General features: G+C 68.5%; 24 protein-coding genes and 3 tRNA genes. 7 read left to right on the forward strand and 20 right to left on the reverse strand.

From position 1 onward, the window contains the following. Positions 1 to 386: 386 nt before the first annotated feature. The 10 genes from RCO28_RS18070 to RCO28_RS18115 all read right to left on the reverse strand — a co-directional run bounded on the left by RCO28_RS18070 (position 387) and on the right by RCO28_RS18115 (position 13,744). Complete coding sequence (locus tag RCO28_RS18070) at positions 387 to 4,286, reverse strand: DNA-directed RNA polymerase subunit beta' (RefSeq protein WP_308942155.1); 3,900 nt, start codon at positions 4,284 to 4,286, stop codon at positions 387 to 389. A gap of 93 nt (positions 4,287 to 4,379) precedes the next feature. After that, positions 4,380 to 7,862: a DNA-directed RNA polymerase subunit beta gene (gene rpoB / locus RCO28_RS18075; protein ID WP_308942156.1), complete on the reverse strand. Its 3,483-nt coding sequence runs from the start codon at positions 7,860 to 7,862 to the stop codon at positions 4,380 to 4,382. A 616-nt stretch (positions 7,863 to 8,478) separates the two neighbouring features. Then, positions 8,479 to 8,868, reverse strand: a complete 390-nt coding sequence (gene rplL / locus RCO28_RS18080) for a 50S ribosomal protein L7/L12 (RefSeq protein WP_016645187.1) — start codon at positions 8,866 to 8,868, stop codon at positions 8,479 to 8,481. Between the two features lie 124 nt (positions 8,869 to 8,992). Next, complete coding sequence (gene rplJ, locus RCO28_RS18085) at positions 8,993 to 9,520, reverse strand: 50S ribosomal protein L10 (protein WP_282535559.1); 528 nt, start codon at positions 9,518 to 9,520, stop codon at positions 8,993 to 8,995. 350 nt (positions 9,521 to 9,870) lie between these two features. After that, entirely contained in the window at positions 9,871 to 10,761 is an 891-nt protein-coding gene (locus tag RCO28_RS18090; RefSeq protein ID WP_308942157.1) for a hypothetical protein, read from the reverse strand. 144 nt (positions 10,762 to 10,905) lie between these two features. Continuing rightward, positions 10,906 to 11,628, reverse strand: a complete 723-nt coding sequence (gene rplA, locus RCO28_RS18095) for a 50S ribosomal protein L1 (RefSeq protein ID WP_308942158.1) — start codon at positions 11,626 to 11,628, stop codon at positions 10,906 to 10,908. Positions 11,629 to 11,708: 80 nt separating this feature from the next. Continuing rightward, complete coding sequence (gene rplK / locus RCO28_RS18100; RefSeq protein WP_016645192.1) at positions 11,709 to 12,143, reverse strand: 50S ribosomal protein L11; 435 nt, start codon at positions 12,141 to 12,143, stop codon at positions 11,709 to 11,711. Positions 12,144 to 12,325: 182 nt separating this feature from the next. Beyond that, entirely contained in the window at positions 12,326 to 13,201 is an 876-nt protein-coding gene (nusG, locus tag RCO28_RS18105; RefSeq protein WP_308942159.1) for a transcription termination/antitermination protein NusG, read from the reverse strand. 77 nt (positions 13,202 to 13,278) lie between these two features. Continuing rightward, positions 13,279 to 13,563 carry a preprotein translocase subunit SecE gene (gene secE / locus RCO28_RS18110; RefSeq protein WP_308942160.1) on the reverse strand — a complete coding sequence of 95 codons (285 nt, stop codon included), beginning with the start codon at positions 13,561 to 13,563 and terminating at the stop codon, positions 13,279 to 13,281. Positions 13,564 to 13,671: 108 nt separating this feature from the next. Next, a tRNA-Trp gene (locus RCO28_RS18115) sits at positions 13,672 to 13,744 on the reverse strand. Positions 13,745 to 13,928: 184 nt separating this feature from the next. On the opposite strand from RCO28_RS18115, the gene RCO28_RS18120 reads away from it, so the two are divergent. After that, positions 13,929 to 15,152 carry a pyridoxal phosphate-dependent aminotransferase gene (locus tag RCO28_RS18120; RefSeq protein WP_308942161.1) on the forward strand — a complete coding sequence of 408 codons (1,224 nt, stop codon included), beginning with the start codon at positions 13,929 to 13,931 and terminating at the stop codon, positions 15,150 to 15,152. 175 nt (positions 15,153 to 15,327) lie between these two features. Next, entirely contained in the window at positions 15,328 to 16,344 is a 1,017-nt protein-coding gene (locus RCO28_RS18125) for an adenosine deaminase (protein WP_308942162.1), read from the forward strand. A gap of 9 nt (positions 16,345 to 16,353) precedes the next feature. Here RCO28_RS18125 and RCO28_RS18130 read toward each other — a convergent pair whose 3' ends face one another. Then, complete coding sequence (locus RCO28_RS18130) at positions 16,354 to 16,812, reverse strand: zinc-binding dehydrogenase (RefSeq protein ID WP_374991189.1); 459 nt, start codon at positions 16,810 to 16,812, stop codon at positions 16,354 to 16,356. 493 nt (positions 16,813 to 17,305) lie between these two features. On the opposite strand from RCO28_RS18130, the gene RCO28_RS18135 reads away from it, so the two are divergent. Next, a complete protein-coding gene (locus RCO28_RS18135; RefSeq protein ID WP_308942163.1) occupies positions 17,306 to 17,515 on the forward strand; it encodes a hypothetical protein in 210 nt (69 codons plus the stop codon). A gap of 40 nt (positions 17,516 to 17,555) precedes the next feature. On the opposite strand, the gene RCO28_RS18140 is transcribed toward RCO28_RS18135, so the two are convergent. Beyond that, positions 17,556 to 18,170 carry a helix-turn-helix domain-containing protein gene (locus RCO28_RS18140; protein ID WP_308942164.1) on the reverse strand — a complete coding sequence of 205 codons (615 nt, stop codon included), beginning with the start codon at positions 18,168 to 18,170 and terminating at the stop codon, positions 17,556 to 17,558. Between the two features lie 84 nt (positions 18,171 to 18,254). Here RCO28_RS18140 and RCO28_RS18145 point away from each other — a divergent pair, with 84 nt between their 5' ends. Then, positions 18,255 to 18,896: an SDR family oxidoreductase gene (locus RCO28_RS18145; RefSeq protein ID WP_308942165.1), complete on the forward strand. Its 642-nt coding sequence runs from the start codon at positions 18,255 to 18,257 to the stop codon at positions 18,894 to 18,896. Positions 18,897 to 18,967: 71 nt separating this feature from the next. On the opposite strand, the gene RCO28_RS18150 is transcribed toward RCO28_RS18145, so the two are convergent. The 6 genes from RCO28_RS18150 to RCO28_RS18175 all read right to left on the reverse strand — a co-directional run bounded on the left by RCO28_RS18150 (position 18,968) and on the right by RCO28_RS18175 (position 21,573). Next, entirely contained in the window at positions 18,968 to 20,023 is a 1,056-nt protein-coding gene (locus RCO28_RS18150; RefSeq protein ID WP_308942166.1) for a UDP-N-acetylmuramate dehydrogenase, read from the reverse strand. 67 nt (positions 20,024 to 20,090) lie between these two features. Beyond that, the gene (locus tag RCO28_RS18155; protein WP_308942167.1) at positions 20,091 to 20,540 is read right to left on the reverse strand and encodes a MaoC family dehydratase; all 450 of its coding nucleotides are present in this window, start codon (positions 20,538 to 20,540) and stop codon (positions 20,091 to 20,093) included. A gap of 2 nt (positions 20,541 to 20,542) precedes the next feature. Beyond that, a complete protein-coding gene (locus RCO28_RS18160) occupies positions 20,543 to 20,995 on the reverse strand; it encodes a MaoC family dehydratase N-terminal domain-containing protein (RefSeq protein WP_308942274.1) in 453 nt (150 codons plus the stop codon). 126 nt (positions 20,996 to 21,121) lie between these two features. Continuing rightward, complete coding sequence (gene rpmG, locus RCO28_RS18165) at positions 21,122 to 21,286, reverse strand: 50S ribosomal protein L33 (protein WP_003956487.1); 165 nt, start codon at positions 21,284 to 21,286, stop codon at positions 21,122 to 21,124. 97 nt (positions 21,287 to 21,383) lie between these two features. Further along, a tRNA-Met gene (locus RCO28_RS18170) sits at positions 21,384 to 21,456 on the reverse strand. Positions 21,457 to 21,500: 44 nt separating this feature from the next. Beyond that, a tRNA-Thr gene (locus RCO28_RS18175) sits at positions 21,501 to 21,573 on the reverse strand. A gap of 249 nt (positions 21,574 to 21,822) precedes the next feature. On the opposite strand from RCO28_RS18175, the gene RCO28_RS18180 reads away from it, so the two are divergent. Continuing rightward, complete coding sequence (locus tag RCO28_RS18180; protein ID WP_308942168.1) at positions 21,823 to 23,076, forward strand: amidohydrolase family protein; 1,254 nt, start codon at positions 21,823 to 21,825, stop codon at positions 23,074 to 23,076. 209 nt (positions 23,077 to 23,285) lie between these two features. Here the strand turns inward: RCO28_RS18180 and RCO28_RS18185 are convergent, their stop codons facing one another. Continuing rightward, complete coding sequence (locus RCO28_RS18185; RefSeq protein ID WP_308942169.1) at positions 23,286 to 24,338, reverse strand: hypothetical protein; 1,053 nt, start codon at positions 24,336 to 24,338, stop codon at positions 23,286 to 23,288. 65 nt (positions 24,339 to 24,403) lie between these two features. Here RCO28_RS18185 and RCO28_RS18190 point away from each other — a divergent pair, with 65 nt between their 5' ends. Continuing rightward, positions 24,404 to 25,060: an SDR family oxidoreductase gene (locus RCO28_RS18190; protein ID WP_308942170.1), complete on the forward strand. Its 657-nt coding sequence runs from the start codon at positions 24,404 to 24,406 to the stop codon at positions 25,058 to 25,060. A 26-nt stretch (positions 25,061 to 25,086) separates the two neighbouring features. Here RCO28_RS18190 and RCO28_RS18195 read toward each other — a convergent pair whose 3' ends face one another. Further along, positions 25,087 to 25,398: a hypothetical protein gene (locus tag RCO28_RS18195; RefSeq protein WP_308942171.1), complete on the reverse strand. Its 312-nt coding sequence runs from the start codon at positions 25,396 to 25,398 to the stop codon at positions 25,087 to 25,089. Positions 25,399 to 25,574: 176 nt separating this feature from the next. Between RCO28_RS18195 and RCO28_RS18200 the strand changes: the two genes are divergently transcribed. After that, positions 25,575 to 26,450, forward strand: a complete 876-nt coding sequence (locus tag RCO28_RS18200) for an alpha/beta hydrolase (RefSeq protein ID WP_308942172.1) — start codon at positions 25,575 to 25,577, stop codon at positions 26,448 to 26,450. Positions 26,451 to 26,578 lie beyond the last annotated feature (128 nt).

Here is a 26,578-nt window from a genome sequence, read left to right on the forward strand (position 1 = left end):
GCTAACCTGGAACGTTGCCGACCCACGCGGTCGGGTGTGTCGAATCCCGCAGACTCCAGCCGTAAGGCAAGAGGGGCACGGATTGCGGTGGCCGTAAGCGACATCCCCTGCGGCAGAAGACACGCACGGGAGCCAGGGCACACCCCAGGCACAAGGTCTGAGCGTACCTACCTCACGGAGCTGGGTCAAAACAAATGCGATCGCGCGCGACACGCCGGACTTGTCCCTTGCCACGGCTTACCTGAGCAGACCCCCGCGACAACCGTGCCGGCTCTCCGGAAAACGCCCCTCCACCGCAGCTGAGCCCGACCACCGCCACTCCCCCGAAACCGCCAAAAGGCGGCCACCCCCGCAGGGATGACCGCCCTTCAGCTCAAGCTGCTCGCTTACTGGTTGTACGGACCGTAGTCGTAGTCCTCCAGCGGAACGGCCTGGCCGGAGCCCGTGCCGAACGGCGAGTAGTCGATGTCGTCGTAGCCGACGGCCGAGTACATCGCGGCCTTGGCCTCCTCGGTCGGCTCGACCCGGATGTTGCGGTAGCGGGACAGGCCCGTACCGGCCGGGATGAGCTTACCGATGATGACGTTCTCCTTGAGGCCGATGAGCGAGTCGGACTTGGCGTTGATCGCCGCGTCCGTGAGAACTCGCGTCGTCTCCTGGAAGGACGCCGCCGACAGCCAGGACTCCGTGGCCAGCGAGGCCTTGGTGATACCCATGAGCTGCGGACGACCGGAGGCCGGGTGACCGCCCTCCTGGACCACACGACGGTTCTCGTGCTCGAACTTCGAGCGCTCGACCAGCTCGCCGGGCAGCAGCTCGGCGTCGCCGGACTCGATGATCGTCACGCGGCGCAGCATCTGCCGGATGATGATCTCGATGTGCTTGTCGTGGATCGACACACCCTGCGAGTTGTAGACCTTCTGGACCTCGCCGACCAGGTGGACCTGGACCGCACGCTGACCGAGGATCCGCAGCACGTCGTGCGGGTTGGTGGCACCCACGGTGAGCTTCTGGCCCACCTCGACGTGGTCGCCCTCGGCCACCTGGACACGGGCGCGCTTCGAGATCGGGAACGCCGTCTCGTCGCTGCCGTCGTCCGGGGTGACCACGAGCTTCTTGGTCTTCTCGGTCTCCTCGATGCGGACACGGCCCGCGGCCTCGGAGATCGGGGCGACACCCTTCGGCGTACGAGCCTCGAAGAGCTCGACGACACGGGGCAGACCCTGGGTGATGTCGTCACCGGCCACACCACCGGTGTGGAAGGTACGCATCGTCAGCTGCGTGCCGGGCTCACCGATGGACTGGGCGGCGATGATGCCGACCGCCTCACCGATGTCGACCAGCTTGCCGGTGGCGAGCGAACGGCCGTAGCAGTACGCACACGTGCCGACCGCGGACTCACAGGTCAGGACCGAGCGGGTCTTGACCTCCTCCACGCCGTGGGCGACCAGGGCGTCGATGAGCACGTCACCGAGGTCCACGTTGGCCGGCGCGATGACCTTGCCGTCGATGACGACGTCCTCGGCGAGCATGCGGGCGTACACCGAGGTCTCGACGTCCTCGGCCTTCCGCAGCACACCGTCGGCGCCGCGCTCGGCGATCCGCAGCTTCAGACCGCGGTCGGTGCCACAGTCCTCCTCGCGGATGATGACGTCCTGCGAGACGTCCACCAGACGACGGGTCAGGTAACCGGAGTCGGCGGTACGAAGGGCGGTGTCCGCCAGACCCTTACGGGCACCGTGCGTCGAGATGAAGTACTCGAGTACGGACAGGCCCTCACGGAACGACGCCTTAATGGGACGCGGGATCGTCTCGTTCTTGGCGTTGGACACCAGACCACGCATACCGGCGATCTGACGCATCTGCATCATGTTTCCGCGAGCACCCGAGTTCACCATCATGTAGATGGGGTTGGTCTTCGGGAAGTTCGCGTTCATCGCCTCGGCGACCTCATTGGTCGCGCGGGTCCAGATGGTGATGAGCTCGTTGGTGCGCTCGTCCTTGGTGATCAGACCGCGCTCGTACTGCTTCTGGACCTTCTCGTCCTGGGCCTCGTAGCCCGCGACGATCTCCTTCTTGGCCTCGGGGACCACGATGTCGGAGATGGCCACGGTGACGCCGGAACGGGTCGCCCAGTAGAAGCCGGCCGCCTTCAGGTTGTCGAGCGTCGCCGCCACGATCACCTTGGGGTAGCGCTCCGCCAGGTCGTTGACGATCTCGGAGAGCTGCTTCTTGCCCACCGAGTAGTCGACGAACGGGTAGTCCTCGGGCAGCAGCTCGTTGAAGAGCGCGCGGCCCAGGGTCGTACGCAGACGGAACGAGTCACCCTGCTGCCACTCGGGCTCGCCCTCCTCCTGCGCCGGCGGGGTCCAGCCGCGCGGCGGGATGGTGCCCACCGGGAAGCGGATGTCGACCTTCGCCTGGAGCGAGAGCTCACGAGCGTCGAACGCCATGACGGCCTCAGCCGTGGAGCCGAAGGACCGGCCCTCACCGATGACCTGGATCTCTTCCTCGTCCGTGGTGAGGAAGAAGAGACCGAGCACCATGTCCTGGGTGGGCATGGTGACCGGACGGCCGTCGGCCGGCTTGAGGATGTTGTTCGAGGACAGCATCAGGATGCGGGCCTCGGCCTGCGCCTCCGCGGAGAGCGGCAGGTGCACGGCCATCTGGTCACCGTCGAAGTCCGCGTTGAACGCGGTGCAGACGAGCGGGTGGATCTGGATGGCCTTGCCCTCGACCAGCTGCGGCTCGAAGGCCTGGATGCCGAGGCGGTGCAGGGTGGGAGCACGGTTCAGGAGAACCGGGTGCTCGGCGATGACCTCTTCGAGGACGTCGTACACGACCGTGCGGCCGCGCTCCACCATGCGCTTGGCGCTCTTGATGTTCTGCGCGTGGTTCAGGTCGACCAGGCGCTTCATCACGAACGGCTTGAAGAGCTCCAGGGCCATGGCCTTCGGCAGACCGCACTGGTGCAGCTTCAGCTGCGGACCGACGACGATCACGGAACGCGCGGAGTAGTCCACACGCTTACCGAGCAGGTTCTGACGGAAACGACCCTGCTTGCCCTTGAGCATGTCGGACAGCGACTTCAGCGGACGGTTGCCGGGGCCCGTGACCGGGCGACCACGACGGCCGTTGTCGAAGAGCGCGTCGACGGCCTCCTGGAGCATGCGCTTCTCGTTGTTCACGATGATCTCGGGCGCACCGAGGTCGAGAAGGCGCTTCAGGCGGTTGTTGCGGTTGATGACGCGGCGGTACAGGTCGTTCAGGTCGGAGGTCGCGAAGCGGCCACCGTCCAGCTGCACCATCGGACGCAGGTCCGGCGGGATGACCGGCACGCAGTCGAGCACCATGCCCTTGGGGCTGTTGCTGGTCTGCAGGAACGCGGAGACGACCTTGAGGCGCTTGAGCGCACGGGTCTTCTTCTGGCCCTTGCCGGTACGGATGATCTCGCGGAGGCGCTCGGCCTCCTCGTCGAGGTCGAAGGACTCCAGGCGCTTCTGCAGGGCAGCGGCACCCATCGAGCCGTCGAAGTACGTGCCGAAGCGGTCACGCAGCTCGCGGTAGAGCAGCTCGTCGCCCTCGAGGTCCTGGACCTTGAGGTTCTTGAAGCGGCTCCACACCTCGTCGAGACGGTCGATCTCGCGCTGGGCGCGGTCGCGCAGCTGCTTCATCTCGCGCTCGGCACCCTCGCGCACCTTGCGGCGCACGTCGGCCTTGGCACCCTCGGCCTCGAGCTCGGCCAGGTCGGTCTCGAGCTTCTTGGCGCGGGCCTCCAGGTCGGAGTCGCGACGGTTCTCGATCTGCTGACGCTCGACGGAGACGTGCGCCTCCAGGGACGGCAGGTCGCGGGTACGACGCTCCTCGTCCACGAACGTGATCATGTACGCGGCGAAGTAGATGACCTTCTCGAGGTCCTTCGGCGCGAGGTCGAGCAGATACCCGAGGCGCGACGGGACGCCCTTGAAGTACCAGATGTGGGTGACGGGAGCGGCAAGCTCGATGTGGCCCATCCGCTCACGCCGCACCTTGGCGCGAGTGACCTCGACGCCGCAGCGCTCACAGATGATGCCCTTGAAGCGGACGCGCTTGTACTTGCCGCAGTAGCACTCCCAGTCCCGGGTCGGACCGAAGATCTTCTCGCAGAAGAGTCCGTCCTTTTCGGGCTTGAGGGTGCGGTAGTTGATCGTCTCCGGCTTCTTGACCTCGCCGTGAGACCACTGTCGAATGTCGTCCGCGGTCGCCAGGCCGATCCGCAGCTCGTCGAAGAAGTTGACGTCGAGCACTTCGTCAATCCCTCTTTCAGGGTCGAATGTCAAACATGGTCTGTACGGGTCCGGGGCGACCGGGGCTCCGCAGGGGAGCCCCGGTCAAACCCGTCAGACCTCTTCGACGCTGCTCGGCTCGCGCCGGGACAGGTCGATACCGAGCTCCTCCGCAGCGCGGAAGACGTCTTCGTCGGTGTCCCGCATCTCGATGGACATGCCGTCCGAGGACAGCACCTCCACGTTGAGGCACAGGGACTGCATCTCCTTGATGAGGACCTTGAAGGATTCCGGGATGCCCGGCTCGGGGATGTTCTCGCCCTTGACGATGGCCTCGTAGACCTTCACACGGCCGGTGACGTCGTCGGACTTGATCGTCAGCAGCTCCTGGAGGGCGTAAGCGGCGCCGTAAGCCTCGAGCGCCCACACCTCCATCTCACCGAAGCGCTGACCACCGAACTGGGCCTTACCACCGAGCGGCTGCTGGGTGATCATCGAGTACGGGCCGGTCGACCGGGCGTGCAGCTTGTCGTCGACCAGGTGGTGGAGCTTGAGGATGTACATGTACCCGACCGAGATCGGGTCCGGGAACGGCTCGCCGGAGCGGCCGTCGAACAGGTGCGCCTTGCCGGACGGCTGCACCATGCGCTCGCCGTCGCGGTTCGGGATCGTGTGCTCGAAGAGACCGGAGATCTCGTCCTCGCGCGCGCCGTCGAAGACCGGCGTGGCGACGTTCGACCCGGGGAGGACCTCGTCGGCGCCGATGCGCTGCAGTCGCTGCATCCACTCCTCGGAGCCCTCGACCTTCCAGCCGCGGCTGGCGAGCCAGCCGAGGTGGATCTCCAGGACCTGACCCGGGTTCATTCGGGACGGGACACCCAGCGGGTTGAGGATGATGTCGACCGGCGTGCCGTCCTCGAGGAACGGCATGTCCTCGACGGGCAGGATCTTCGAGATGACGCCCTTGTTGCCGTGACGGCCGGCGAGCTTGTCACCATCGGTGATCTTGCGCTTCTGCGCGACGTACACGCGAACCAGCTGGTTCACGCCCGGGGGCAGCTCGTCGCCCTCTTCGCGGTCGAAGACGCGGACGCCGATGACCTTGCCGGTCTCGCCGTGCGGCACCTTCAGGGAGGTGTCACGGACCTCGCGGGCCTTCTCACCGAAGATCGCGCGGAGCAGGCGCTCCTCCGGCGTCAGCTCGGTCTCACCCTTGGGCGTGACCTTGCCGACGAGGATGTCGCCGGCGACGACCTCGGCACCGATACGGATGATGCCGCGCTCGTCGAGGTCGGCGAGGACCTCCTCGGAGACGTTCGGGATGTCCCGGGTGATCTCCTCCGGGCCGAGCTTGGTGTCACGGGCGTCGACCTCGTGCTCCTCGATGTGGATCGAGGAGAGGACGTCGTCCTGCACGAGGCGCTGCGACAGGATGATCGCGTCCTCGTAGTTGTGACCCTCCCACGGCATGAACGCCACGAGCAGGTTCTTGCCGAGGGCCATCTCGCCCTCTTCGGTCGAGGGACCGTCGGCGAGGACCTGGCCCTCGATGACGCGCGCACCCTCGTCGACGACGACCTTCTGGTTGAAGGACGTGCCCTGGTTGGAGCGGGAGAACTTGGCGATGCGGTACGTGGTGTAGGTGCCGTCGTCGTTGGCCACCGTCACGTAGTCGGCGGAGACCTCCTGGACGACACCGTCCTTCTCGGCCTTGATGACGTCACCGGCGTCGACGGCACAGCGGTACTCCATGCCCGTACCGACCAGCGGGGACTCCGCCTTCAGCAGCGGCACGGCCTGGCGCATCATGTTCGAGCCCATGAGCGCGCGGTTGGCGTCGTCGTGCTCGAGGAAGGGGATCATCGCGGTCGCGACCGACACCATCTGGCGCGGCGAGACGTCCATGTAGTCGACGTCGTCACCGGGGATGTAGTCGATCTCGCCGCCACGACGACGGACGAGCACACGCGCCTCGGCGAAGTGCAGGTCGTCGGTGAGCGGGGCGTTGGCCTGCGCGATGACGAAGCGGTCCTCTTCGTCGGCCGTCAGGTAGTCGACGTCGTCCGTGACGACACCTTCGACGACCTTGCGGTACGGCGTCTCGACGAAGCCGAACGCGTTCACACGGCCGTACGAGGCCAGCGAGCCGATCAGACCGATGTTGGGACCTTCAGGGGTCTCGATCGGGCACATGCGGCCGTAGTGCGAGGGGTGCACGTCTCGGACCTCGAAGCCGGCCCGCTCACGGGACAGACCACCGGGGCCGAGCGCGGACAGACGACGCTTGTGGGTCAGGCCCGACAGCGGGTTCGTCTGGTCCATGAACTGCGACAGCTGGCTGGTGCCGAAGAACTCCTTGATGGAGGCGACGACCGGCCGGATGTTGATCAGCGTCTGCGGCGTGATCGCCTCGACGTCCTGAGTCGTCATGCGCTCACGGACGACGCGCTCCATACGAGCCAGACCCGTACGGACCTGGTTCTGGATGAGCTCGCCGACGTTACGCAGACGACGGTTGCCGAAGTGGTCGATGTCGTCGGTCTCGACGACGATGCCCACACCGCTGTCACCGACGGTCTCGGTCTCACCGGCGTGCAGCTTCACCAGGTACTTGATCGTGGCGATGACGTCCTCGACCGTGAGGACACCCGCGTCGAGCGGAGCGTCCGCACCCAGCTTCTTGTTGACCTTGTAGCGGCCGACCTTCGCGAGGTCGTAGCGCTTCGGGTTGAAGTAGAGGTTCTCGAGCAGCGTCTGCGCGGCCTCACGGGTCGGCGGCTCGCCCGGACGCAGCTTGCGGTAAATGTCGAGCAGTGCGTCGTCCTGGCCCTGGGTGTGGTCCTTCTCCAGGGTGGCGCGCATGGACTCGTACTCGCCGAACTCCTCGAGGATCTGCTCGGTGGTCCAGCCGAGCGCCTTCAGGAGGACGGTGACGGACTGCTTGCGCTTGCGGTCGACGCGGACGCCGACCATGTCGCGCTTGTCGATCTCCATCTCCAGCCAGGCACCCCGGGACGGGATGATCTTGGCTGAGAAGATGTCCTTGTCGGACGTCTTGTCGATGGAGGAGTCGAAGTAGACACCCGGCGAGCGGACGAGCTGCGACACGACGACACGCTCGGTGCCGTTGATGCAGAACGTGCCCTTGTTCGTCATGAGCGGGAAGTCGCCCATGAAGACCGTCTGGGACTTGATCTCGCCGGTCTCGTTGTTGGTGAACTCAGCGGTGACGAAGAGCGGCGCCGCGTACGTGAAGTCGCGCTCCTTGCACTCGTCGATGGAGTTCTTCGGAGGCTCGAAGCGGTGGTCGCGGAAGGTCAGCGACATCGACCCGGAGAAGTCCTCGATCGGGGAGATCTCCTCGAAGATCTCCTCCAGACCGGACTTCGTGGGGACGTCCTGACCGGACTCCAGAGCCGCCTCGACCCGACTCTGCCAGGCGGTGTTGCCGAGCAGCCAGTCGAAGCTCTCGGTCTGCAGCGCGAGCAGGTTCGGAACCTCGAGGGGCTCCTTGATCTTTGCAAAGGAGATGCGCAGCGGGGCGGTGCTGGCGCCGTTGTTCGTATTGGCAGTCGAGGCGTTGCGCGAGGCGGCCAAGAGGGGGTCCTTCCGAGGGCTCGGACTCACTACGCGCGTACCGGTCCCATACCGAGCAACGAATGAGAAATCCCAGGTCAGGGAGGTTCAATCGACTCTGCTCAGGTGTGGGCATGCCCCTGGTGACGGGCAGGAGGCAGCTAACAGGCAGCGCAAAGGGTCAGTGTAGCCACTCGGCCCACTGATGTCCAGAGCGGGTTTTATTGAGACCCACGAACACCTCAGAGTCCTACTGTTGTCGGCTCCAGCGGCAGACCCCTCGCCACTGGGCGCATATCCACACTGCCCTGTTCGCCATCGATCCATGCCTCGGATTCGGATCGATGTGACGACGCGTCCTGAGAATTGCGCGCTGCGTGCGGTTCGTCAAGGCCCCCCTGCCCATCCGGGCTGCCGCGAACGTCACCACTGGGGCACCGGAGGCACAACGAAGATCACCATACTCGGCCATGCCGTCAGTGCAAGGCAGCCGTCACGGAGACCCCCGAGAACGCCGAAGGGCGACCACCCACATGGGTGATCGCCCTTCAGTGTGTGCGCGTTACAGCGCGCGAGCCTTCCGGCTCAGAGCCCCTGCCTCTGTGCGCCTACGGCGCGTGGCAGACGACTCGCAAGGTCACTTGACCTCGACGGAGGCGCCGGCGCCCTTGAGGGCCTCGGCGGCCTTCTCCGCGGCGTCCTTGGCGACCTTCTCGAGGACCGGCTTCGGGGTGCCGTCGACGAGGTCCTTGGCCTCCTTCAGGCCCAGGGAGGTCAGCTCACGCACGACCTTGATGACCTGGATCTTCTTGTCGCCGGCGCCGGTGAGGATGACGTCGAACTCGTCCTGCTCCTCGGCGGCCTCGGCGGCGGCGCCACCAGCGGCACCACCGGCGACGACGACCGGCGCGGCAGCGGCGGCGGTGACGTCGAACTTCTCCTCGAAGGCCTTCACGAACTCGGAGAGCTCGATGAGGGTCATCTCCTCGAACTGGGCGAGCAGGTCGTCCTGGCTGAGCTTCGCCATGATGGCGGTCCTTCCACTAATTCGGCTGGTGCCGGATGTACATGTGAGGCGGGCGTACGTTCGGGCCCGCTGCGGCCACCTGCCTAGGCATGCCTAGACGAGAGCGGCCATGACGCGAGCCGAATTACTCGGCACCGCCCTGCTCGGCCTGCTTGGCACGAAGCGCTTCCGCGGTGCGGACGAACTTCGAGGGCAGCGCCTGGAAGACAGAGGCAGCCTGCGACTGCTTGCCCTTCATGGCACCGGCCAGCTTGCTGAGCAGAACCTCGCGGGACTCGAGGTCCGCAAGCTTCTTGATCTCGTCGGCGGACAGCGCCTTGCCGTCAAGGACACCGCCCTTGATGACGAGAGAGGGGTTGTCCTTGGCGAAGTCACGAAGACCCTTCGCCGCCTCGACCGGGTCACCGGTGACGAAGGCGACAGCCGTCGAGCCCTGAAGGTGCTCGTCCAGCTGAATCCCGGCCTCATTGGCCGCGATCTTGGTCAGCGTGTTCTTCACCACTCGGTACTGAGCGTTCTCGCCGAGAGAACGGCGGAGCTGCTTGAGCTGCGCCACGGTCAGTCCGGTGTAAGAGGTGACAACAGCTGCGTTGGAGTCACGCAGCTTCTGCGTGATCTCTTCGACGGCTGCGACCTTGTCGGACGTCGCCATGTGCCTCGGCCTCCTTCCGGGGTGATGATCCTCGACTGACCTTTCGATCAGCCGCGTACGCCGGACCGCCTGAATCAGGCACGTAGAAGGGGGCGTCTGCACAAAACGAAACGCCCCGGCATAGGTGCACGGGGCGTGAGCTCGACTAGACGGAATCCGTCCAGGAGCGCTTCCACAGTCACCTACGCGGGTCGTCCGCAGTCAGCGGATCCTTCGGCCACCGCACCCTCAGAACTGAGCGTGCGGCAACGACCAGCGGTCTTTGGCTTCTGTAGGAGAGTACGCGAGCAGGGCCTCGACGGGCAAATCGGCTCCTGAGGCCCTGCCGCGACTGTCATTCCGAGGCCGCGTTACTGCTGCGGCTGCTGCTTCATCAGGTCCTTGACGTTGACGGTGTCGTCGGCCGGGGGCTCCTCGGTGGCCACGTCCACGCCGTAGTCGCTGTAGTAGACCGTCTGGGAGAACTCACCGTTCTTCATCTTGGCCTCTTCGACCTTCTTCACCAGGAGGTCCTGGTCGTCGACCCAGATGTCGATCTTCTCGGTGGTCATGCCGGCCTCCTGGAGCTGCTTGCGCAGCGCCGCGGCGTCCTTCTCGTCCATGTCGGCGTTCTTGGCCGTCAGATCGGCGACGTCGACCGTGCCGGAGTAGTGCGTGGCGTTGACGCCACGGACCTTCTCCTCGCCGACGCGCTTCACATCGCCGGAGGCGAGGAGCATCTTCACCGTCTGGTTCGGGGTGGAGCTCTGCATCTGGTTCTTGAGCGCCTGGCCGGACGCGCCGCCCATCTCGGCGAGCGTCTCGTAGTCGTACTCGATCCAGTGCTTGCCGCCCGAGGCGGACGCGAACTTGTCCCCCATGTTCGCGTAGTAGCCGTTCTTCAGGTAGCGGTAGTCGATCGACGTGTCGCCGGTCTGCTGCAGCTGGTCGGCCATCGGGCCGTCGGTGAACGTGATGCGCAGGACGCCCGTGACGCCGTCCGACCAGTCGAGGCCGCCCTTCATCTCCATGCTGCCCTGGGCGCCCATGGTGGTCGTGCCGTCCACCTTCGCGGAGTCGGCGTCCTGGGTCTTGCTGTCGACCGTACGCAGAGCCGTGAGCGGGTTGAACGAGCCGCCGCCCTCGCCTCCGCCCTTGCTCTCGCTCTTGCCCGCGGAACCGCCACCGCAGGCCGCAACGCCGGTCAGGGCGGCGGCTGCCGCGATCGAGACACAAGCGCGCCGCACGGTCCTGGTGTTCATCTGTCCCACCCCTAGAGAGAGTTCGTCGTTCGGCCTGCACGTTAGCGCGTGGCACCGACAACGCGGACGGGCCCCGCACCTCGGAAGGTGCGGGGCCCGTCTGCGATACGCGTACGCGACGCGGCTGCCAGGGAGTCAGGCGACTCAGACGGCGGCCGGGTCCTCCTCGACGAGGAGGTTGCGGGTGCGGTTCGGGTCGAGCGGAATGCCGGGGCCCATCGTGGTGGTGAGCGCGGCCTTCTTGATGTAGCGGCCCTTGGCGGCAGAGGGCTTCAGACGAAGCACCTCCTCGAGGGCGGCGGCGTAGTTCTCCACCAGCTTGGTGTCGTCGAAGGACGCCTTGCCGATGATGAAGTGGAGGTTCGCGTGCTTGTCGACGCGGAACTCGATCTTGCCGCCCTTGATGTCGTTGACAGCCTTGGCGACGTCGGGGGTGACGGTGCCGGTCTTCGGGTTCGGCATCAGACCACGCGGACCGAGCACGCGGCCGAGGCGGCCGACCTTGCCCATGAGGTCCGGGGTGGCGACGACGGCGTCGAAGTCCAGGCGGCCCTTGGAGACCTCGTCGATCAGTTCGTCCGAGCCGACGATGTCGGCGCCGGCGGCTTCCGCGGCCGCAGCACGGTCACCGGTCGCGAAGACCAGGACCCGGGCGGTCTTGCCGGTGCCGTGCGGGAGGTTCACGGTGCCACGGACCATCTGGTCGGCCTTGCGCGGGTCAACACCCAGGCGGAAGGCGACCTCGACGGTGCCGTCGAACTTGGTCGCGGAGGTCTCCTTGGCGAGACGGACGGCCTCGAGCGGGGCGTAGAGCTTGTCCCGGTCGATCTTGGCGTCCCCAGCGCGGAGAGTCTTGCTGCGCTTCACTTCTACTCCTGAGGTTCAGGTATGGAGTTCGTGGTCCGGGCCGCGCATGGCCCTGCCACTCAGGTCAAACGGGGGTGAGGTCAGCCCTCGACCGTGATGCCCATGGAGCGGGCGGTACCGGCGATGATCTTGGACGCGGCGTCCAGGTCATTGGCGTTGAGGTCGGGCATCTTCGTGGTGGCGATCTCGCGGACCTGCGCCTCGGTGATCTTGGCGACCTTGGTCTTGTGCGGCTCGCCGGAGCCCTTCTCGACACCAGCGGCCTTGAGGATCATCTTGGCGGCCGGCGGGGTCTTGGTGATGAAGGTGAAGGAACGGTCCTCGTAGACCGTGATCTCCACCGGGATGACCCAACCGCGCTGCGACTCGGTCGCGGCGTTGTAGGCCTTGCAGAACTCCATGATGTTGACGCCGTGCTGACCCAGCGCGGGGCCGACCGGCGGAGCCGGGTTGGCGGCACCGGCCTGGATCTGGAGCTTGATGAGCCCCGTGACCTTCTTCTTCTTGGGAGGCATTGCTCTCTCCGGGTCCTAGTGAGAGTGATCCGCCTGCCATCCGATCATCCGGATGGAGGCATACCGCACAACGATAACGGGTATAGCCGTGCGGCTAAAAACCGAGCAGGTCAGACCGGCTTTGGCAGCCCGTCTGACCTGGTCGGAAGCGTATGGTCCGGAAGGTCCGATCCCCTGTGGGGTCAGTTCTTCTGGATCTGGTCGAAGCTCAGCTCGACCGGGGTCTCGCGGCCGAAGATCTCGACGAGGCCCTTGACCTTCTTCGAGTCGGCGTTGATCTCGTTGATCGTCGCCTGCAGCGTCGCGAACGGGCCGTCGGTGACGGTGACCGAGTCGCCGACCTCGAAGTCCAGGACCTGCACCTCGACCTTGCGGGCCGGAGCCGGCTTGCCCTCGGCCTCGGCGGCCTCACGGGCGGCCTTCTCCTCGGCCTCCGGGGCGAGCATCTTGACGATCTCGTCCAGGGTCAGCGGGTACGGGTCGTAGGCGTTGCCCACGAAGCCGGTGACGCCGGGGGTGTTGCGGACGACGCCCCAGGACTCGTTCGTCAGGTCCATGCGCACCAGGACGTAGCCGGGGAGCTTGTTCTGACGGATCGTCTTGCGCTCGCCGTTCTTGATCTGCGCGACCTCTTCCTGCGGCACCTCGGCCTGGAAGATGAAGTCCTCGACGTTCAGCGAGACGGCGCGCTGCTCGAGGTTGGTCTTCACGCGGTTCTCGTAACCGGCGTAGGTGTGGATGACGTACCACTCGCCGGGGAGCGTGCGCAGCTCTTCGCGCAGGGCGGCGATCGGGTCGACCGGCTCGGCGTCCTCGGCCTCTTCGGCCTCTTCGACGGCCTCGATGGCAGCCTCGTCCTCGTCGGTCTCGGCGACGGCCTCGGCTTCGTCCTCGATCTGCACCGCGGCCTCCTCGGCGGGCTCGCCCGCCGCGAGGTCGGCAGCCTCGGCCTGGTCCGGCTCCTCGACGTCCGCCGCCTCGACGATGTCGAGCTGGTCCTCCACGGACTCCGCGGCTTCCGCCGACTCGACGGCGTCGTTCAGGTTCGGGTCAGACACGGTGGCTGCTTCTTCCTGGATACAGATGGGTGGAACGCGCGAAACGGGCGCCGGGACCGGCGCCCTCCGCTCGGCTGTCAGCCGAAGACGTACTTGACGGCCTGCGAGAAGCCATAGTCAAGCACGGTCACCAAGGCGATCATGATGACAACAAAGACAATCACCACACCGGTGTATGTCGTGAGCTGACTGCGAGTGGGCCAGACGACCTTGCGGAGCTCCGCGACAATCTGACGGTAGAAAAGCGCGAGGCGGCCCAGAGGACCCTTCTTGCCGCGCTTTCCGCCCTTGCGGGACTTCTTCGAATCGGTCGCCTCGTCCGGGGCATCAGGCGTGTCGATGGAGCCCACGGCGTCCGTCACTCTCTCTCACCTGATTCCGGGTCGTGGCCGTGCCGCGCCCGGTGGAGCCGCACGGCGGTGCTTTGCAGTACGTACATGCGCACACATCCTGGCGAAAGGTGTGTGTAGCAGGGCCGGAGGGACTTGAACCCCCAACCGCTGGTTTTGGAGACCAGTGCTCTACCAATTGAGCTACGACCCTTTGGTTTTCCCCCAACGTACAGCATCCGTACCGATGCACGGAGTGCGCTCGGTGGGTGCCGACCGTTGAAGGCCAACGAGCGATGAGTGTACGTGGTCCCGCGCCCGGCGTCGAACAGAAAGGGCCTCACCCCTCCGGCAAACCTGTGTACCCGGGGTCTTTCCGGTCTGGAACGATGGGGCTCATGAGCGCTGCAACCTCACCCACCGAACGCCGCATCTCCGCCCGCATCGGCGCGATCTCCGAGTCCGCCACCCTCGCCGTCGACGCCAAGGCCAAGGCCCTCAAGGCCGCCGGGCGTCCGGTGATCGGCTTCGGCGCGGGCGAGCCGGACTTCCCCACGCCCGACTACATCGTCGAGGCGGCCGTCGAGGCCTGCAAGAACCCGAAGTACCACCGGTACACCCCGGCCGGCGGGCTGCCCGAGCTGAAGGCCGCGATCGCCGCGAAGACGCTGCGCGACTCCGGCTACGAGGTCGAGGCCGCGAACGTCCTGGTGACCAACGGCGGCAAGCAGGCCATCTACGAGGCCTTCGCGACGATCCTCGACCCGGGCGACGAGGTCATCGTCCCGACCCCGTACTGGACGACGTACCCCGAGTCGATCCAGCTCGCGGGCGGTGTCCCGGTCTTCGTGACCGCCGACGAGACCACCGGGTACCGGGTGTCGATCGAGCAGCTGGAAGCGGCCGTCACCGAGAACACCAAGGTGCTGCTCTTCGTCTCCCCGTCGAACCCGACCGGCGCCGTCTACACGCGCGCGCAGGTCGAGGAGATCGGCCGCTGGGCCGCCGAGAAGGGCCTGTGGGTCCTGACCGACGAGATCTACGAGCACCTGGTGTACGGCGACGCGGAGTTCAGCTCGCTGCCGGTGGTCGTGCCCGAGCTGCGGGACAAGTGCGTCGTCGTGAACGGCGTCGCCAAGACGTACGCCATGACCGGCTGGCGCGTGGGCTGGGTCATCGGCCCGAAGGACGTCATCAAGGCGGCGACGAACCTGCAGTCGCACGCCACGTCCAACGTGAGCAACGTAGCCCAGGCCGCCGCGATCGCCGCCGTCTCCGGTGACCTGACCGCCGTGGCCGAGATGCGCAAGGCCTTCGACCGGCGCCGCCAGACCATCGTGAAGATGCTCAACGACATCGACGGCGTGCTGTGCCCGGAGCCGGAGGGCGCCTTCTACGCGTACCCGTCCGTGAAGGGCCTGCTCGGCAAGGAGATCCGCGGCAAGCGTCCGCAGACCACCGTCGAGCTGGCCGCGCTGATCCTGGACGAGGTCGAGGTCGCCGTGGTGCCGGGCGAGGCCTTCGGTACGCCTGGCTACCTGCGGCTTTCGTACGCCCTGGGTGACGAGGACCTGGTCGAGGGCGTGTCGCGGATCCAGAAGCTGCTGGCGGAGGCCCGCTAATAGCGACGGTTTTCGCGCTGCTGTGACGGTTTTCGTCACTCAATAGAGGCTGTTTTCGATACGGGCCTCCGGCTTCGGCCGGGGGCCCGTTCGTTCGTTCGGGCAGGGACTCCTTGGTGGCTCCTTGGCGGAAAGCGGCTATCCGTACGGCACGTCCGTACGGCAGGATCTTGGGATGGAGCGTGTGCGTGACGTCAGCCTGTTGCCGAAAGCCCATCTGCACCTGCACTTCACCGGGTCGATGCGGCCCACGACGCTGCTGGAGCTCGCGGACAAGTACGGGGTCCATCTCCCCGAGGCGTTGACCACCGGGCAGCCGCCGAAGCTGCGCGCGACGGACGAGCGCGGCTGGTTCCGCTTCCAGCGGCTGTACGACATGGCGCGGTCCTGTCTGCGCGAGCCGGAGGACATCCAGCGCCTGGTCCGGGAGGCCGCGCAGGAGGACCTCGCGGACGGTTCCGGTTGGCTGGAGATCCAGGTCGATCCGACCTCGTACGCGCCTCGGCTCGGCGGTCTGATCCCCGCGCTCGAGATCATCCTGGACGCGGTCGACACGGCCTCGCGGGAGACCGGGCTCGGGATGCGGGTGCTGGTCGCGGCGAACCGCATGAAGCACCCGCTGGACGCCCGCACGCTGGCCCGGCTCGCGGTGCGGTACGCGGACCGGGGCATCGTCGGTTTCGGGCTCTCCAACGACGAACGACGCGGTATGGCAAGGGACTTCGACCGGGCCTTCGCGATCGCGCGGGACGGCGGGCTGCTGGCGGCGCCGCACGGCGGGGAGCTGACCGGCCCGGCGTCGGTGCGTGACTGTCTCGACGACCTGGACGCCACCCGGATCGGGCACGGGGTGCGCGCCGCCGAGGACCCGCGGCTGCTGAGACGACTCGCCGAACGCGGCGTCACCTGCGAGGTCTGCCCGGCGTCCAACGTGGCGCTCGGCGTCTACGAGAAGCCCGAGGACGTACCGCTGCGGACGTTGTACGACGCCGGGGTCCCGATGGCGCTCGGCGCCGACGACCCGCTGCTCTTCGGCTCACGCCTGGCCGCCCAGTACGAGATCGCGCGGGAGCACCACGGCTTCGGCGACGCGCAGCTGGCCGAGCTGGCGCGGCAGTCGGTGCGGGGCTCCGCGGCGCCGGCCGAGGTGCGGGAGAAGCTGCTCGCGGGCATCGACGACTGGCTGGCGTGACGGCCGCCGTCAGGCGTCCGCGGCGTCGAGGTCCAGGACCGCCTTGCCGTGCAGGCGGCGGCCGAGGAGGGCATCGGCGGCCTCTTCGGCTCGCTGCCAGCTGCCGCGCCAGGAGACGCCGGGGTCGAGCTCGCCCGCGGCCACCTGCTGCGCCAGCCAGCTGAGGTCGGGCGCCAGGTTCGTGCAGCCCAGGAGGTGGAACGCCGCGACGGTGCGGTCGTGGCGGCCCTCGTCGCCGAAGAGGGCGCCGTACGGGAAGTGCTCGGGGTCGCCGGCCGCATGGCCCACGGCGACCAGCGTGCCGCCGCCCGCCAGCTTCTCGTACGCCTCCACCAGCTGCTTGCCGCCGACCAGGTCGACGACGCCGTGCACGGGTTCGGACGCGGCGGCGGGTGTGCCGACGACCTCGTGCGCGCCCAGAGCGCGCAGGGCCTCGCCGCGCGCTTCCGGGTCTCCGGTCACGGCCACGACGTACGCACCGCCCTTGCGGGCCAGTTGGACGGCGTACCGCCCCGTCCCTCCCGTGCCCTCCCGGCCGAGGCGCGGCTGCCGCTGCGCGAGCGCAAGAAGCGGCGCACGCGGCAGGCGCTCGTGGAGAGCGCCCTCGACCTGTTCACGGAGCGCGGCTTCGACGGCGTGACGCAGGACGAGCTGTGCGATGCGGTGGACGTCTCGAAGCGCACGTTCTTCCGTACGTTCACCAGCAAGGAAGACGTCGCCATGGCGCCCACGCAGGAGCTGTGGGCGGCCTTCCTGGAGGAACTGGAACGCCGCGAGCCCGAGCGGGGCGGCACGCTCGTCGAGCTGCTTGAGGGCTGCCTCTTCGGGGCGCTCGACCGTATGACGGACGACGGCTGGGCCCGGCGCGTGCTGCTCAGCCGGCGTCTCGCCGAGGAGACCCCCTCCATGGGGGGCGCACGGGCTGCACCTCTGCGACCGCACCAGCCGAGCCGCCCTCGACGTGCTGCGGCGCAGGTTCCGCCTGGACACCGCCGGCGACCCACGGCCCCGGCTCGCACTCGACGTGCTCGTCGCCGCGTTCCACTGGGCGCTGGCGGAGTGGACGGCAAGGCCGGGCAGCCCCACGCGCGCGCAGTTGGCGTCAGGCCTGCGCGCCGCCGTCGCCGCCGCGCCGGACAGCCTGACCTTGACGGTCACCGCGCGCGACTAGGGCGTACTCAGGAGGCGCCTGAGGCGCGCCCGGGACTCACCTAGGGTCGGCCGCGGCTCGACTCAGGGGCGATGCCCTGCAAGAGCGCACGAACGAGGGCTGTCGCGAATCCCTGTACGGGAGGGGGCGGTTGGGGGCCATCCTCGTCGTACGCGAAGGCGCGCTGCGCGCAGGCGCCGAGGAGGAGTGAGGCGGCGGCGAAGGTGTCGGCCTCGGGGGCGATGCGGCCCGCCCGCTGTTCGGCCCTGAGGTACTCGTCGAGACCCATGATGGGCATGTGCGGGCCGGTGCCCATCTCGCGCAGGGCCGCGACGTGGCGCCGGCGCAGCCGGGTCTCGGCGTAGAGCGAGCCGGCGATCGGGAAGCTCTGCTCGTAGAAGAGCGCGGCCGCGTGCGTGATCTCGACGAGGTTCTCCTCGACGGTGCGCCCGCCCGGGTCTTCGGCGAGGCGGTGGATCAGTGGAGCCAGTTGCGGCAGGCGCTCCTTGAGGACGCTGACGAACAGCTCCTCCTTGCTCGCGAAGTGCTTGTAGAGCGCCGCTTCCGAGCAGCCGGCCGCCTTGGCGATCTCCTTGGTGGTGGTGCGGGCGAGGCCGATCGTGCGCATCAGCTCGTGGGCCGCGTCGAGGATCCGCTCCCGGGCCGGTTTCTGCATGGCTGCCCTCTCAGGCTTGACGGTGAGTGAATGCTTACCCACTCTAGAGGTGAGTGAACACTCACCCACCCGAGAGGATGCGCCATGAAAGTCACTGTTTTCGGTGCCACCGGAGGGATCGGCCAGGAGCTCGTCAGGCAGGCTCTTGCCGCCGGGCACCAGGTCACGGCCGTGGTGCGCGATCCGGCGCGGCTCACTCCGACCGGTGACGCCCTCGACGTGTTCCGGTCGGACCTGCAGGACACCGAGGCCCTGCGGGAGGCGGTCGAAGGGCGGGACGCGGTGCTGTCCGGCCTCGGAGCCCGCTCCACCAAGGACGCCCGTACGGGGATCGCGTCGGCCCTGACCCGCCCGGTCCTGCGGGCGCTCGACGCGACGGGCACGCGGCGCTTCCTCGCGGTGAGCGCCGGCCCGCTCGCTCCCGAGCCGGACGACCAGAGGTTCGTGCACCGCCGCGTCATGGTGCCGCTGATCAGCACGCTCCTGAAGCCGGTGTACGACGACCTGAAGGTGATGGAGGCGGAGGTCCGGCGCAGCGCCACCGACTGGACGCTCGTACGCCCGCCGAGGCTCCTCGACAGGCCGGTCACCGGGGCCTATCGCACGGCCCTGAACGTGAATCTGCGCGGCGGCGCCACCATCGCGCGCGCGGACGTGGCACACGCGATGCTGGCGATGATCGACGACCCGGCGACGGTGCGGCAGGGCGTGAGCGTCGCCTACTAGTGCCGAAGTGCAGCCCCATGGAGCCGAGGAGCTGCCCGACGCTTACGACTACAGGCTCCCGACGCGTACGACTACAGGCTGACGCCCACCGTCACCGGCTCGTTGACCAGCGTGATCCCGAAGGCGTCCCGGACTCCGACGACGACCTCGCGGGCGAGCATCAGGAGGTCCTCGGTGGTGGCCTCGCCGCGGTTGGTGAGGGCGAGAGTGTGCTTGGTGGAGATACGGGCCGGGCCCTCGCCGTACCCCTTCGTGAAGCCCGCCTTGTCGATGAGCCAGGCCGCCGAGGTCTTCACGTGACCGTCCCCGTCCGGGAAGGCCGGCGGCGTGATCTCCGGGCCGAGGCGGTCCACCACGCGCGCGTGGAAGGCGGTGAACTCCGCTTCAGTGAGGATCGGGTTGGTGAAGAACGAACCGGCCGACCAGGTGTCGTGGTCCTCCGGGTCGAGCACCATGCCCTTGCCCGCCCGCAGTTTCAGGACGGTTTCGCGGGCGCTCTCCAGCGGCACGCGGTCCCCCGCCTCGACGCCCAGGACGCGGGCGGTCTCGGCGTACTTCACGGGGGCGCTCAGACCGTCCGCGTCCTCCAGGTCGAAGCGGACGCGCAGCACCACATAGCGCTCCGGGTCGGCCTTGAAGCGGCTGTGGCGGTACGAGAACGCGCAGTCGGCGTTCTGCAGAGTGACGGTCTCGCCCGCCCTGCGGTCGTACGCCACGACCTCCGTGATGGTCGAGGAGACCTCCTGGCCGTACGCCCCGACGTTCTGGATCGGCGTCGCGCCCGCGGAGCCGGGGATTCCGGCGAGGCACTCGATGCCCGCGAGTCCGGCCGCAACCGTGCGCGCGACGGCGTCGGTCCAGACCTCGCCGGCGGCCAACTCCAGCTTGGTGCCGTGCAGTTCGAAGCCCTCGGTGGCGATGCGCAGGGCCGTGCCGGAGAAGCCCTTGTCGCTGATCACAAGGTTGCTGCCGCCGCCGATGACGAGCAGGGGGGTGCCCGAGGCGTCGGCCTCGCGCACGGCGGCGATCACCTCGGCGTCGGTCGTCGCGGTGATCAGGCGGGTGGCGGGCCCGCCGAGCCGGAAGGTGGTCAGCGGGGCGAGCGGGGCGTCGTGGAGTTGCTGCACGCGCTCAAGGGTACGGTCCGGGACCGACAGTGCCGGTCCCGGACCGTGAGGGGTCCTGCGGTGCGCCTCAGGCGAGGCGTACGACGGCCCGGGACATGCCCAGGACCTTCTGGCCCGCGCTCATGGCGGTGAGGTCGACGCGGACGGTGCGGGCGTCGTCGTCGAGCTTGGCCGCGACCTTGGCGCTGACCTCGACGACCGCGCCCTCGTCGTCGTTCGGGACGACGACCGGCTTGGTGAAGCGGACGCCGTACTCCGCGACCGCCGCCGGGTCGCCCACCCAGTCGGTGACGACGCGGATCGCCTCGGCCATGGTGAACATGCCGTGGGCGATGACGTCGGGCAGGCCGACCTCCTTGGCGAACTTCTCGTTCCAGTGGATCGGGTTGAAGTCGCCGGACGCGCCCGCGTAGCGCACCAGGGTGGCGCGGGTCACCGGGAAGGTCTGCGCGGGGAGTTCGGTGCCGACTTCGACGTCCTCGTACCGGATCTTCGCCGTCGTGCTCAGTGTGGTCATCGTCACGCCTCCTCTGCCGCGCGTGCGACGAGTTTGGTCCACGCGGTCACGACGTGTTCGCCGGCCTCGTCGTGCACCTCGCCGCGGATGTCCAGGATGTCGTTGCCCGCCATGGACTTGATCGCCTCGATGGTCGAGGTGACGCTGAGGCGGTCACCGGCGCGCACCGGGCGGGTGTACGCGAACTTCTGGTCGCCGTGCACCACGCGGCTGTAGTCGAGGCCGAGTTGCGGGTCCTCGATGACCTGTCCGGCCGCCTTGAACGTGATCGCGAAAACGAAAGTCGGCGGGGCGATCACATCGGGGTGACCGTAGGCCTTGGCCGCCTCGGTGTCGGTGTACGCCGGATTCGCGTCACCGACCGCCTCCGCGAATTCACGGATCTTCTCGCGGCCGACCTCATAGGGGTCGGTGGGCGGGTAGGACCGCCCCACGAAGGACTGGTCGAGCGCCATGGACTCGGTACCTCCTGTGCTTTTCGCGGTATTCCGCAGTTCCTGCTCGCCCACGTCGGCGATCACGGGCGGTAACGACACGAGGCCGCCCCCTGAAAAGGGGACGGCCTCGCATGCGAGCCTGATTCAGCGCGTTTCGCGGTGCGCCGTGTGCGAGTTGCAGCGCGGGCAGTGCTTCTTCATCTCAAGACGGTCCGGGTTGTTGCGCCGGTTCTTCTTGGTGATGTAGTTCCGCTCCTTGCACTCCACGCAGGCCAGCGTGATCTTCGGGCGGACGTCTGTGGCAGCCACGTGAGTGCTCCTTGACGGACGGATGGACGAATGAAACGTATGAACGCAGAAAAGAGTAGCCGATCGGAGGACCGACCCCACAATCGGCTACTGTCAGTAGCGGTGACCGGACTTGAACCGGTGACACAGCGATTATGAGCCGCTTGCTCTACCGACTGAGCTACACCGCTTTGATGCGAGGCCCTCACCCGAAGGTGAGGGAGCCGCACATCAGAGCCCCAATGCGGAATCGAACCGCAGACCTTCTCCTTACCATGGAGACGCTCTACCGACTGAGCTATTGGGGCGAGCGATGAAGACATTACACGGTCGGCTGCCGTTCGCCCAAATCCGTTTCGGAGGCCCCAGGGCGACGATCTCCGCGCGTGTCACCGCACCCGCCTCCGAGGCCCCTTCCCTGCTCATACACCACACCGGTACGACTATTCCGCTCCTCCGCGAAGGGGCGTGATCGGCGTCCTAGGCTCGGGACACGCTGCGTGATCTTGATCGAACGCCGCGTGGTCCTGACCGCTCGAGCCACGCCCAGGAGCGCGATGCCCGACAGCCAGCCGCAGCCACCGCACCATGACGGCGCCGCCGAGGACACGGCCTCGCTTCTGCTCTGCGGAGCCACTCTCGTCGACGGCAGGACCGTGGACGTACGGCTCGGCAGGGGGCGCATCGAGGCGGTCGGCACCGCGGGCAGCCTGACCGCGCACACCGCGCGCGTGGACCTCAACGGGTACCTGCTGCTGCCCGCGCCCGCCGAGCCGCACGCGCACAGCGACACCGCACTCACCGCGGACGGCGACGGCCCGGTCGGGTACGAGGTGCGGGACGTCCAGCGGCGCACCACGGAGGCCGCACTGCTGCAACTCGGCCACGGCGCAACGGCGTTGCGCAGCCATGTGCGGATCGGGGACGTGCAGGGGCTCGGCGCGATGGAGGCGGCTCTGCAGGCCCGCCGGTCGCTGCGCGGCCTGACGGACCTCACGACCGTCGCCGTTCCGCGGCTGCTCACCGGGATCGCCGGCGGCGACGGCCTGGCGATGCTGCGGGACGCCGTGAAAATGGGCGCCTCTGTGGTGGGCGGTTGCCCCGACCTGGATCCGGACCCCACGGGGTACGTGGAGGCGGTTCTGGAAGTCGCCGCCGAGCACGGCTGTCCCGTGGACCTGCACACCGACGGAGCGGATCCGGCCCGGCTCGCGCGCCTCGCCGCCGTGGCGGGCGGGCTGCGGTCCGGTGTGAGCGTCGGGCCGTGCGGCGGGCTCGGGCGGATGCCCGCGGCGGTGGCCGCGCGTAGCGCCGAGGCGCTCGCCGCGGCCGGTGTCTCCGTCGTGTGCCTGCCGCAGGGCGACTGCGGGGGCCTGGAGCGGCGCGGCTGCTCAGCGGCTCCCGTACGGCTGCTCAGGGCGGCCGGGGTGCGGGTGAGCGCGGGCAGTGGGGCGTTGCGCGACGCCGCCAACCCGGTGGGGCGCGGGGACCCGATGGAGGCCGCGTTCCTGCTTGCCGCGCAGCACGGCCTCGACGCCGATGAGGCGTACGCGGCGGTGAGTGCGGTCGCTCGGGAGGCGATGGGCCTACCGGAGGTGCGCGTGGAGGCGGGGTTCCCCGCCGAACTGCTCGCGGTCCGGGGCGCGCGGCTCTCGGGGGTGCTGTCGCTCGCGTACAGCCGGATCGTGGTGCACCGGGGGCGTGTGGTGGCGCGGACCAGTGCGGTACGGGAGTACTGCGACTCGGCGGTCGCCGTGGCGCTCGATCTGCCGCGGCAGGGGCGGGTGAAGGGCGCCGGGGGCACGGCTTGAGGGGCGGCACGCGCGCGTAGTGCCGGGTTTGGGTGTGCGAAGTTGAGGCTGCACGCGCGCGTAGTGGCGGGTTTGGGTAATGCGGGGCTTGAGGCTGCACGCGCGCGTGGTGGCGGTTTTCGAGCGTACGGACCGGTGGCGGTTTTCCTGGCTCTTGTCCGTGCCACGCGCGCGTGCAGGCTGGTGTGATGGGGGTTCGAGCGGCTGGGTCAGCGCATGGCGGGCTGGGACCCGGCGATGAACATCAGGTCGGACATGGTCAGTTCGGTGGCCTTCGCGGGGCGCTCGATCTTCGGTGCCTTGCCGAACTTCATCGTCAGCGGCAGCTTGGCGCCCTTCTCCAAACCGTCCGACTTGTCCGCGAGTTGAGCGAGATCGAATGTGATCTTGCGCAACTTGCCGTCCTTCAGCACGAAGTGGACCTTCACCTGCTTCTTCGGGACCGACTTGAAGTCCTCGGCCGTCGGCAGCTCCGTACCCGGGGGCAGATCGCTCGCCATCGGCTCCAGCTTCTCGGCGAGGCGCGTGAGGAGGGAGCGGGCGTTGGCCTTCGCGGTGATCCGGGACGTGCCGTCGGAGTCGCCGTTCTCCTTGAACCTGACCTCGCGCGCAAGGACCTGGCGGATACCCTTGAGGAGCTTGGCCTGCGTCTTTTCGTCGAGGGCAGGCTCATTCCGGGCCGGCCCAGGCAGCATCTTCGGGTCGACCTTGACCCACTTGCCCTGGAGGACGCTGCGCAGGGCGCCCGCCTCCTCGGGGAGGTCGGCGGCCGAGGGAATCGGCGTGTCCGCCAGCTTGCCGAAGGCGGCCAAGTCGGCGCGGTAGTACCTGTCTTCGCCCAGGGCGCGGTACTCGACCAGGGTTCCGTCGGCGCCGGTGATGCGCATCGACGTACCGGAGAGGTCCTTCTCCTCCGCATCGGCCAGGGGCTTTTCGGCCCGCAGGGACATCTGGACGCGGGCCTTGCTGAGGAAGGCGCCGAAGCCGGGCGGCGGGCCGTCGCCGCCGCCGCTCTTCGCGTCCTCGCTGTCCTGGATGAGCTTCTCGAGCGTGGCCGCGTCCGCGTCCAGGCCGAACTCGAGGGTGAGCGAACGCTGTTCACCGAGCTGCTCGACGGCGTCGTCGACCTGATGTGCCGCGGAGGCGTTCTCGATGGGGTCGCAGGCGGTGGCGCCCGTGAGGACGACGGCGGCGCAGCCGGTAGCGATCAGGGTCTTGCGTATGGCGCTGATGACGGGCTCCTCTTGAAGATGAACATTCATGAGACGCCCGAGGTGGGGCTCGGGTTGCACGGCGGCTTCGGCCGACGCGGCGTACGGTCGGAATCATGCGGATTGTCATCGCTGGTGGACATGGTCAGATCGCGTTGCGGCTGGAGCGCCTGCTCGCCGCTCGCGGATACGAGGTCGCGGGCCTGATCCGCAACCCCGAGCAAGGCGACGACCTGCGAGATGCGGGCGCCGAGCCGGTGTTGTGCGATCTGGAGTCGGCGTCGGTGGAGGAGGTCGCCGCTCACCTGCAGGGCGCCGGCGCGGCGGTGTTCGCGGCGGGCGCGGGCCCGGGCAGCGGCGTGGGCCGCAAGGACACGGTGGACCGGGGCGCGGCGGTGCTGTTCGCCGAGGCCGCGGAACGGGCCGGGGTGCGGCGGTACGTGGTGGTGTCGTCGATGGGCGCGGACCCGGAGCACAAGGGCGACGAGGTCTTCGACACGTACCTGCGCGCCAAGGGCGAGGCCGACGCGTACGTGCGCGGCCGCTCCGCCCTGGACTGGACGATCCTCAAGCCCGGCATGCTCACCAACGACGCCGGTACGGGCCAGGTCCGCCTGGAGGCCTCGACGGGCCGCGGCCCGATCCCCCGCGACGATGTGGCGGCGGTGCTCGCCGAGCTGGTGGACACCCCCGGAACGGTGGGCCTGACCCTGGAGCTGGTGAGCGGTCCGACGCCGGTCACGGTGGCGGTCAAGGACATCGCCGGCAACTGACGCCGCCGGCCACGGGTCTGGCCGCGTCAGGGTTCGCAGGGTGCCGCTTCGGGCGGACACTGCCAGCCCGACCAGCCGCTTTCGTCGGAGTGCTCGAGGTCGTGGCCGAGGCGGACCACGCCGATGACGAGCATGCCGAGGACGGCCACGGAGGCGACCCCGACCAGCCAGAGCACGAACGTCAGGATGTGGCGCCCCTCGATCGGGATCACGGTCGGGGGGCGTTCCTGGTGCTGTGGTTCGGGGGCGGGCGGGTCGTTCGTGGCGGCGGCAGGAGTGCTCGTACTGCGAGAGGTTCTGCCGGTGTGGTCGCCTGGGTAGCGGGGTCGGGGTGCCATGCCGTCGCTTCTACCGGTGTGGGGCCTGCCCTGTCCCGTGCTGTGGCGAAGCTGGGACGTTCGGGGGTCGGGGGGTCGGGGTTCGGCGCTCGGCGCTCGGCGCTCGGCCGGTGGGGCGGTGGGGCGGTGGGGCGGTTTCGGGCGCGCTCCGTGGTCCCGCCGCCTACGGTGAAACGATGACTACGGTCAACGCCAACGGAGTCGCCCTGGGCATCGAGTCCTTCGGCGACGAGAACGCGCCCCTGGTCCTGCTCGCGGGCGGGACGACGATGCTCTCCTGGCCGGACGCCCTCTGCGCACGTCTGGCCGCCGGCGGCCGCCGCGTAGTGCGCTACGACCTGCGGGACAGCGGCGAGTCGACGACAGCGGACCCGGAGGCGCCCGCGTACACCCTGCGTGATCTGGCCGCCGACGCGGCCGCTCTGGTCGAGGCGCTCGGCGGCGGGCCCGCGCACCTCGCGGGGATCGGGGTCGGCGGAATGGTCGCCCAAGTGGCGGTCCTCGACCACCCCGAGGCGTTCTCGGCGCTCACCTTGGCCGGTACGCGCGCGGTGGCGCCCGGCCCGCCCGACGACGACCTCCCGGACCACGACGAGGCCACGATGGGGCGGCTGTTCGCCCAGCCGATGCCCGACTGGTCCGACCGCGAGGCGGTGGCGGAGTTCGCGGCCTCCGGCGCGGAGATCCTCGGCGACGACCCCGGCGCAGCACGTACGGCCGCGGCGCGCGTCTGGGACCGTACGCCCGGTGTCGCGCCCTCCGTCCAGATGGCCAACCAGTTGGGCATGGTGTTCTCGCGGCTCGACTGCACGCCCAGGTGGCGCGAGCGGCTGCCCGCGATCGCGGTCCCCACGCTGGTCGTGCACGGGCGGCGCGACCGCTTCTTCCCCGTCGGCAACGGCGAGGCGATCGCCCGGGAGATCCCCGGGGCCCGGCTGCTCGTACTGGAGGAGGGGGCCGGGGCGATCCCGGAGAAGGCGGTGGACGCGGTCGCGGGGGCAATGCTCGCGCTGGTTCGGCCGGGGGCTCGGGGTGACGGGGTGAACGGCTGACAGGGGCCTGCCGGTCATCCCAACGAACCCGCGCCGCGCGGTGCGGCATCCCGACGAACCCGCGCCGCGCGGTGCGTCCTCTCAACGAACCCGCGCCGCGGCGCGTCGTCCCAACGAACCCGCGCCGC

It is taken from the genome of Streptomyces sp. LHD-70 (assembly GCF_031157275.1).
Taxonomy (GTDB): Bacteria; Actinomycetota; Actinomycetes; order Streptomycetales; family Streptomycetaceae; genus Streptomyces.

Bases quoted from the DNA above. Each gene is read 5' to 3' on its own strand.
- rplL (WP_016645187.1), bottom strand. From the start codon at position 8,868: ATGGCGAAGCTCAGCCAGGACGACCTGCTCGCCCAGTTCGAGGAGATG.
- rplJ (WP_282535559.1), bottom strand. From the start codon at position 9,520: ATGGCGACGTCCGACAAGGTCGCAGCCGTCGAAGAGATCACGCAGAAG.
- RCO28_RS18090 (WP_308942157.1), bottom strand. From the start codon at position 10,761: ATGAACACCAGGACCGTGCGGCGCGCTTGTGTCTCGATCGCGGCAGCC.
- rplK (WP_016645192.1), bottom strand. From the start codon at position 12,143: ATGCCTCCCAAGAAGAAGAAGGTCACGGGGCTCATCAAGCTCCAGATC.
- RCO28_RS18120 (WP_308942161.1), top strand. From the start codon at position 13,929: ATGAGCGCTGCAACCTCACCCACCGAACGCCGCATCTCCGCCCGCATC.
- RCO28_RS18125 (WP_308942162.1), top strand. From the start codon at position 15,328: ATGGAGCGTGTGCGTGACGTCAGCCTGTTGCCGAAAGCCCATCTGCAC.
- RCO28_RS18140 (WP_308942164.1), bottom strand. From the start codon at position 18,170: ATGCAGAAACCGGCCCGGGAGCGGATCCTCGACGCGGCCCACGAGCTG.
- RCO28_RS18145 (WP_308942165.1), top strand. From the start codon at position 18,255: ATGAAAGTCACTGTTTTCGGTGCCACCGGAGGGATCGGCCAGGAGCTC.
- RCO28_RS18155 (WP_308942167.1), bottom strand. From the start codon at position 20,540: ATGACCACACTGAGCACGACGGCGAAGATCCGGTACGAGGACGTCGAA.
- RCO28_RS18160 (WP_308942274.1), bottom strand. From the start codon at position 20,995: ATGGCGCTCGACCAGTCCTTCGTGGGGCGGTCCTACCCGCCCACCGAC.
- RCO28_RS18180 (WP_308942168.1), top strand. From the start codon at position 21,823: ATGCCCGACAGCCAGCCGCAGCCACCGCACCATGACGGCGCCGCCGAG.
- RCO28_RS18185 (WP_308942169.1), bottom strand. From the start codon at position 24,338: ATGAATGTTCATCTTCAAGAGGAGCCCGTCATCAGCGCCATACGCAAG.
- RCO28_RS18190 (WP_308942170.1), top strand. From the start codon at position 24,404: ATGCGGATTGTCATCGCTGGTGGACATGGTCAGATCGCGTTGCGGCTG.
- RCO28_RS18195 (WP_308942171.1), bottom strand. From the start codon at position 25,398: ATGGCACCCCGACCCCGCTACCCAGGCGACCACACCGGCAGAACCTCT.
- RCO28_RS18200 (WP_308942172.1), top strand. From the start codon at position 25,575: ATGACTACGGTCAACGCCAACGGAGTCGCCCTGGGCATCGAGTCCTTC.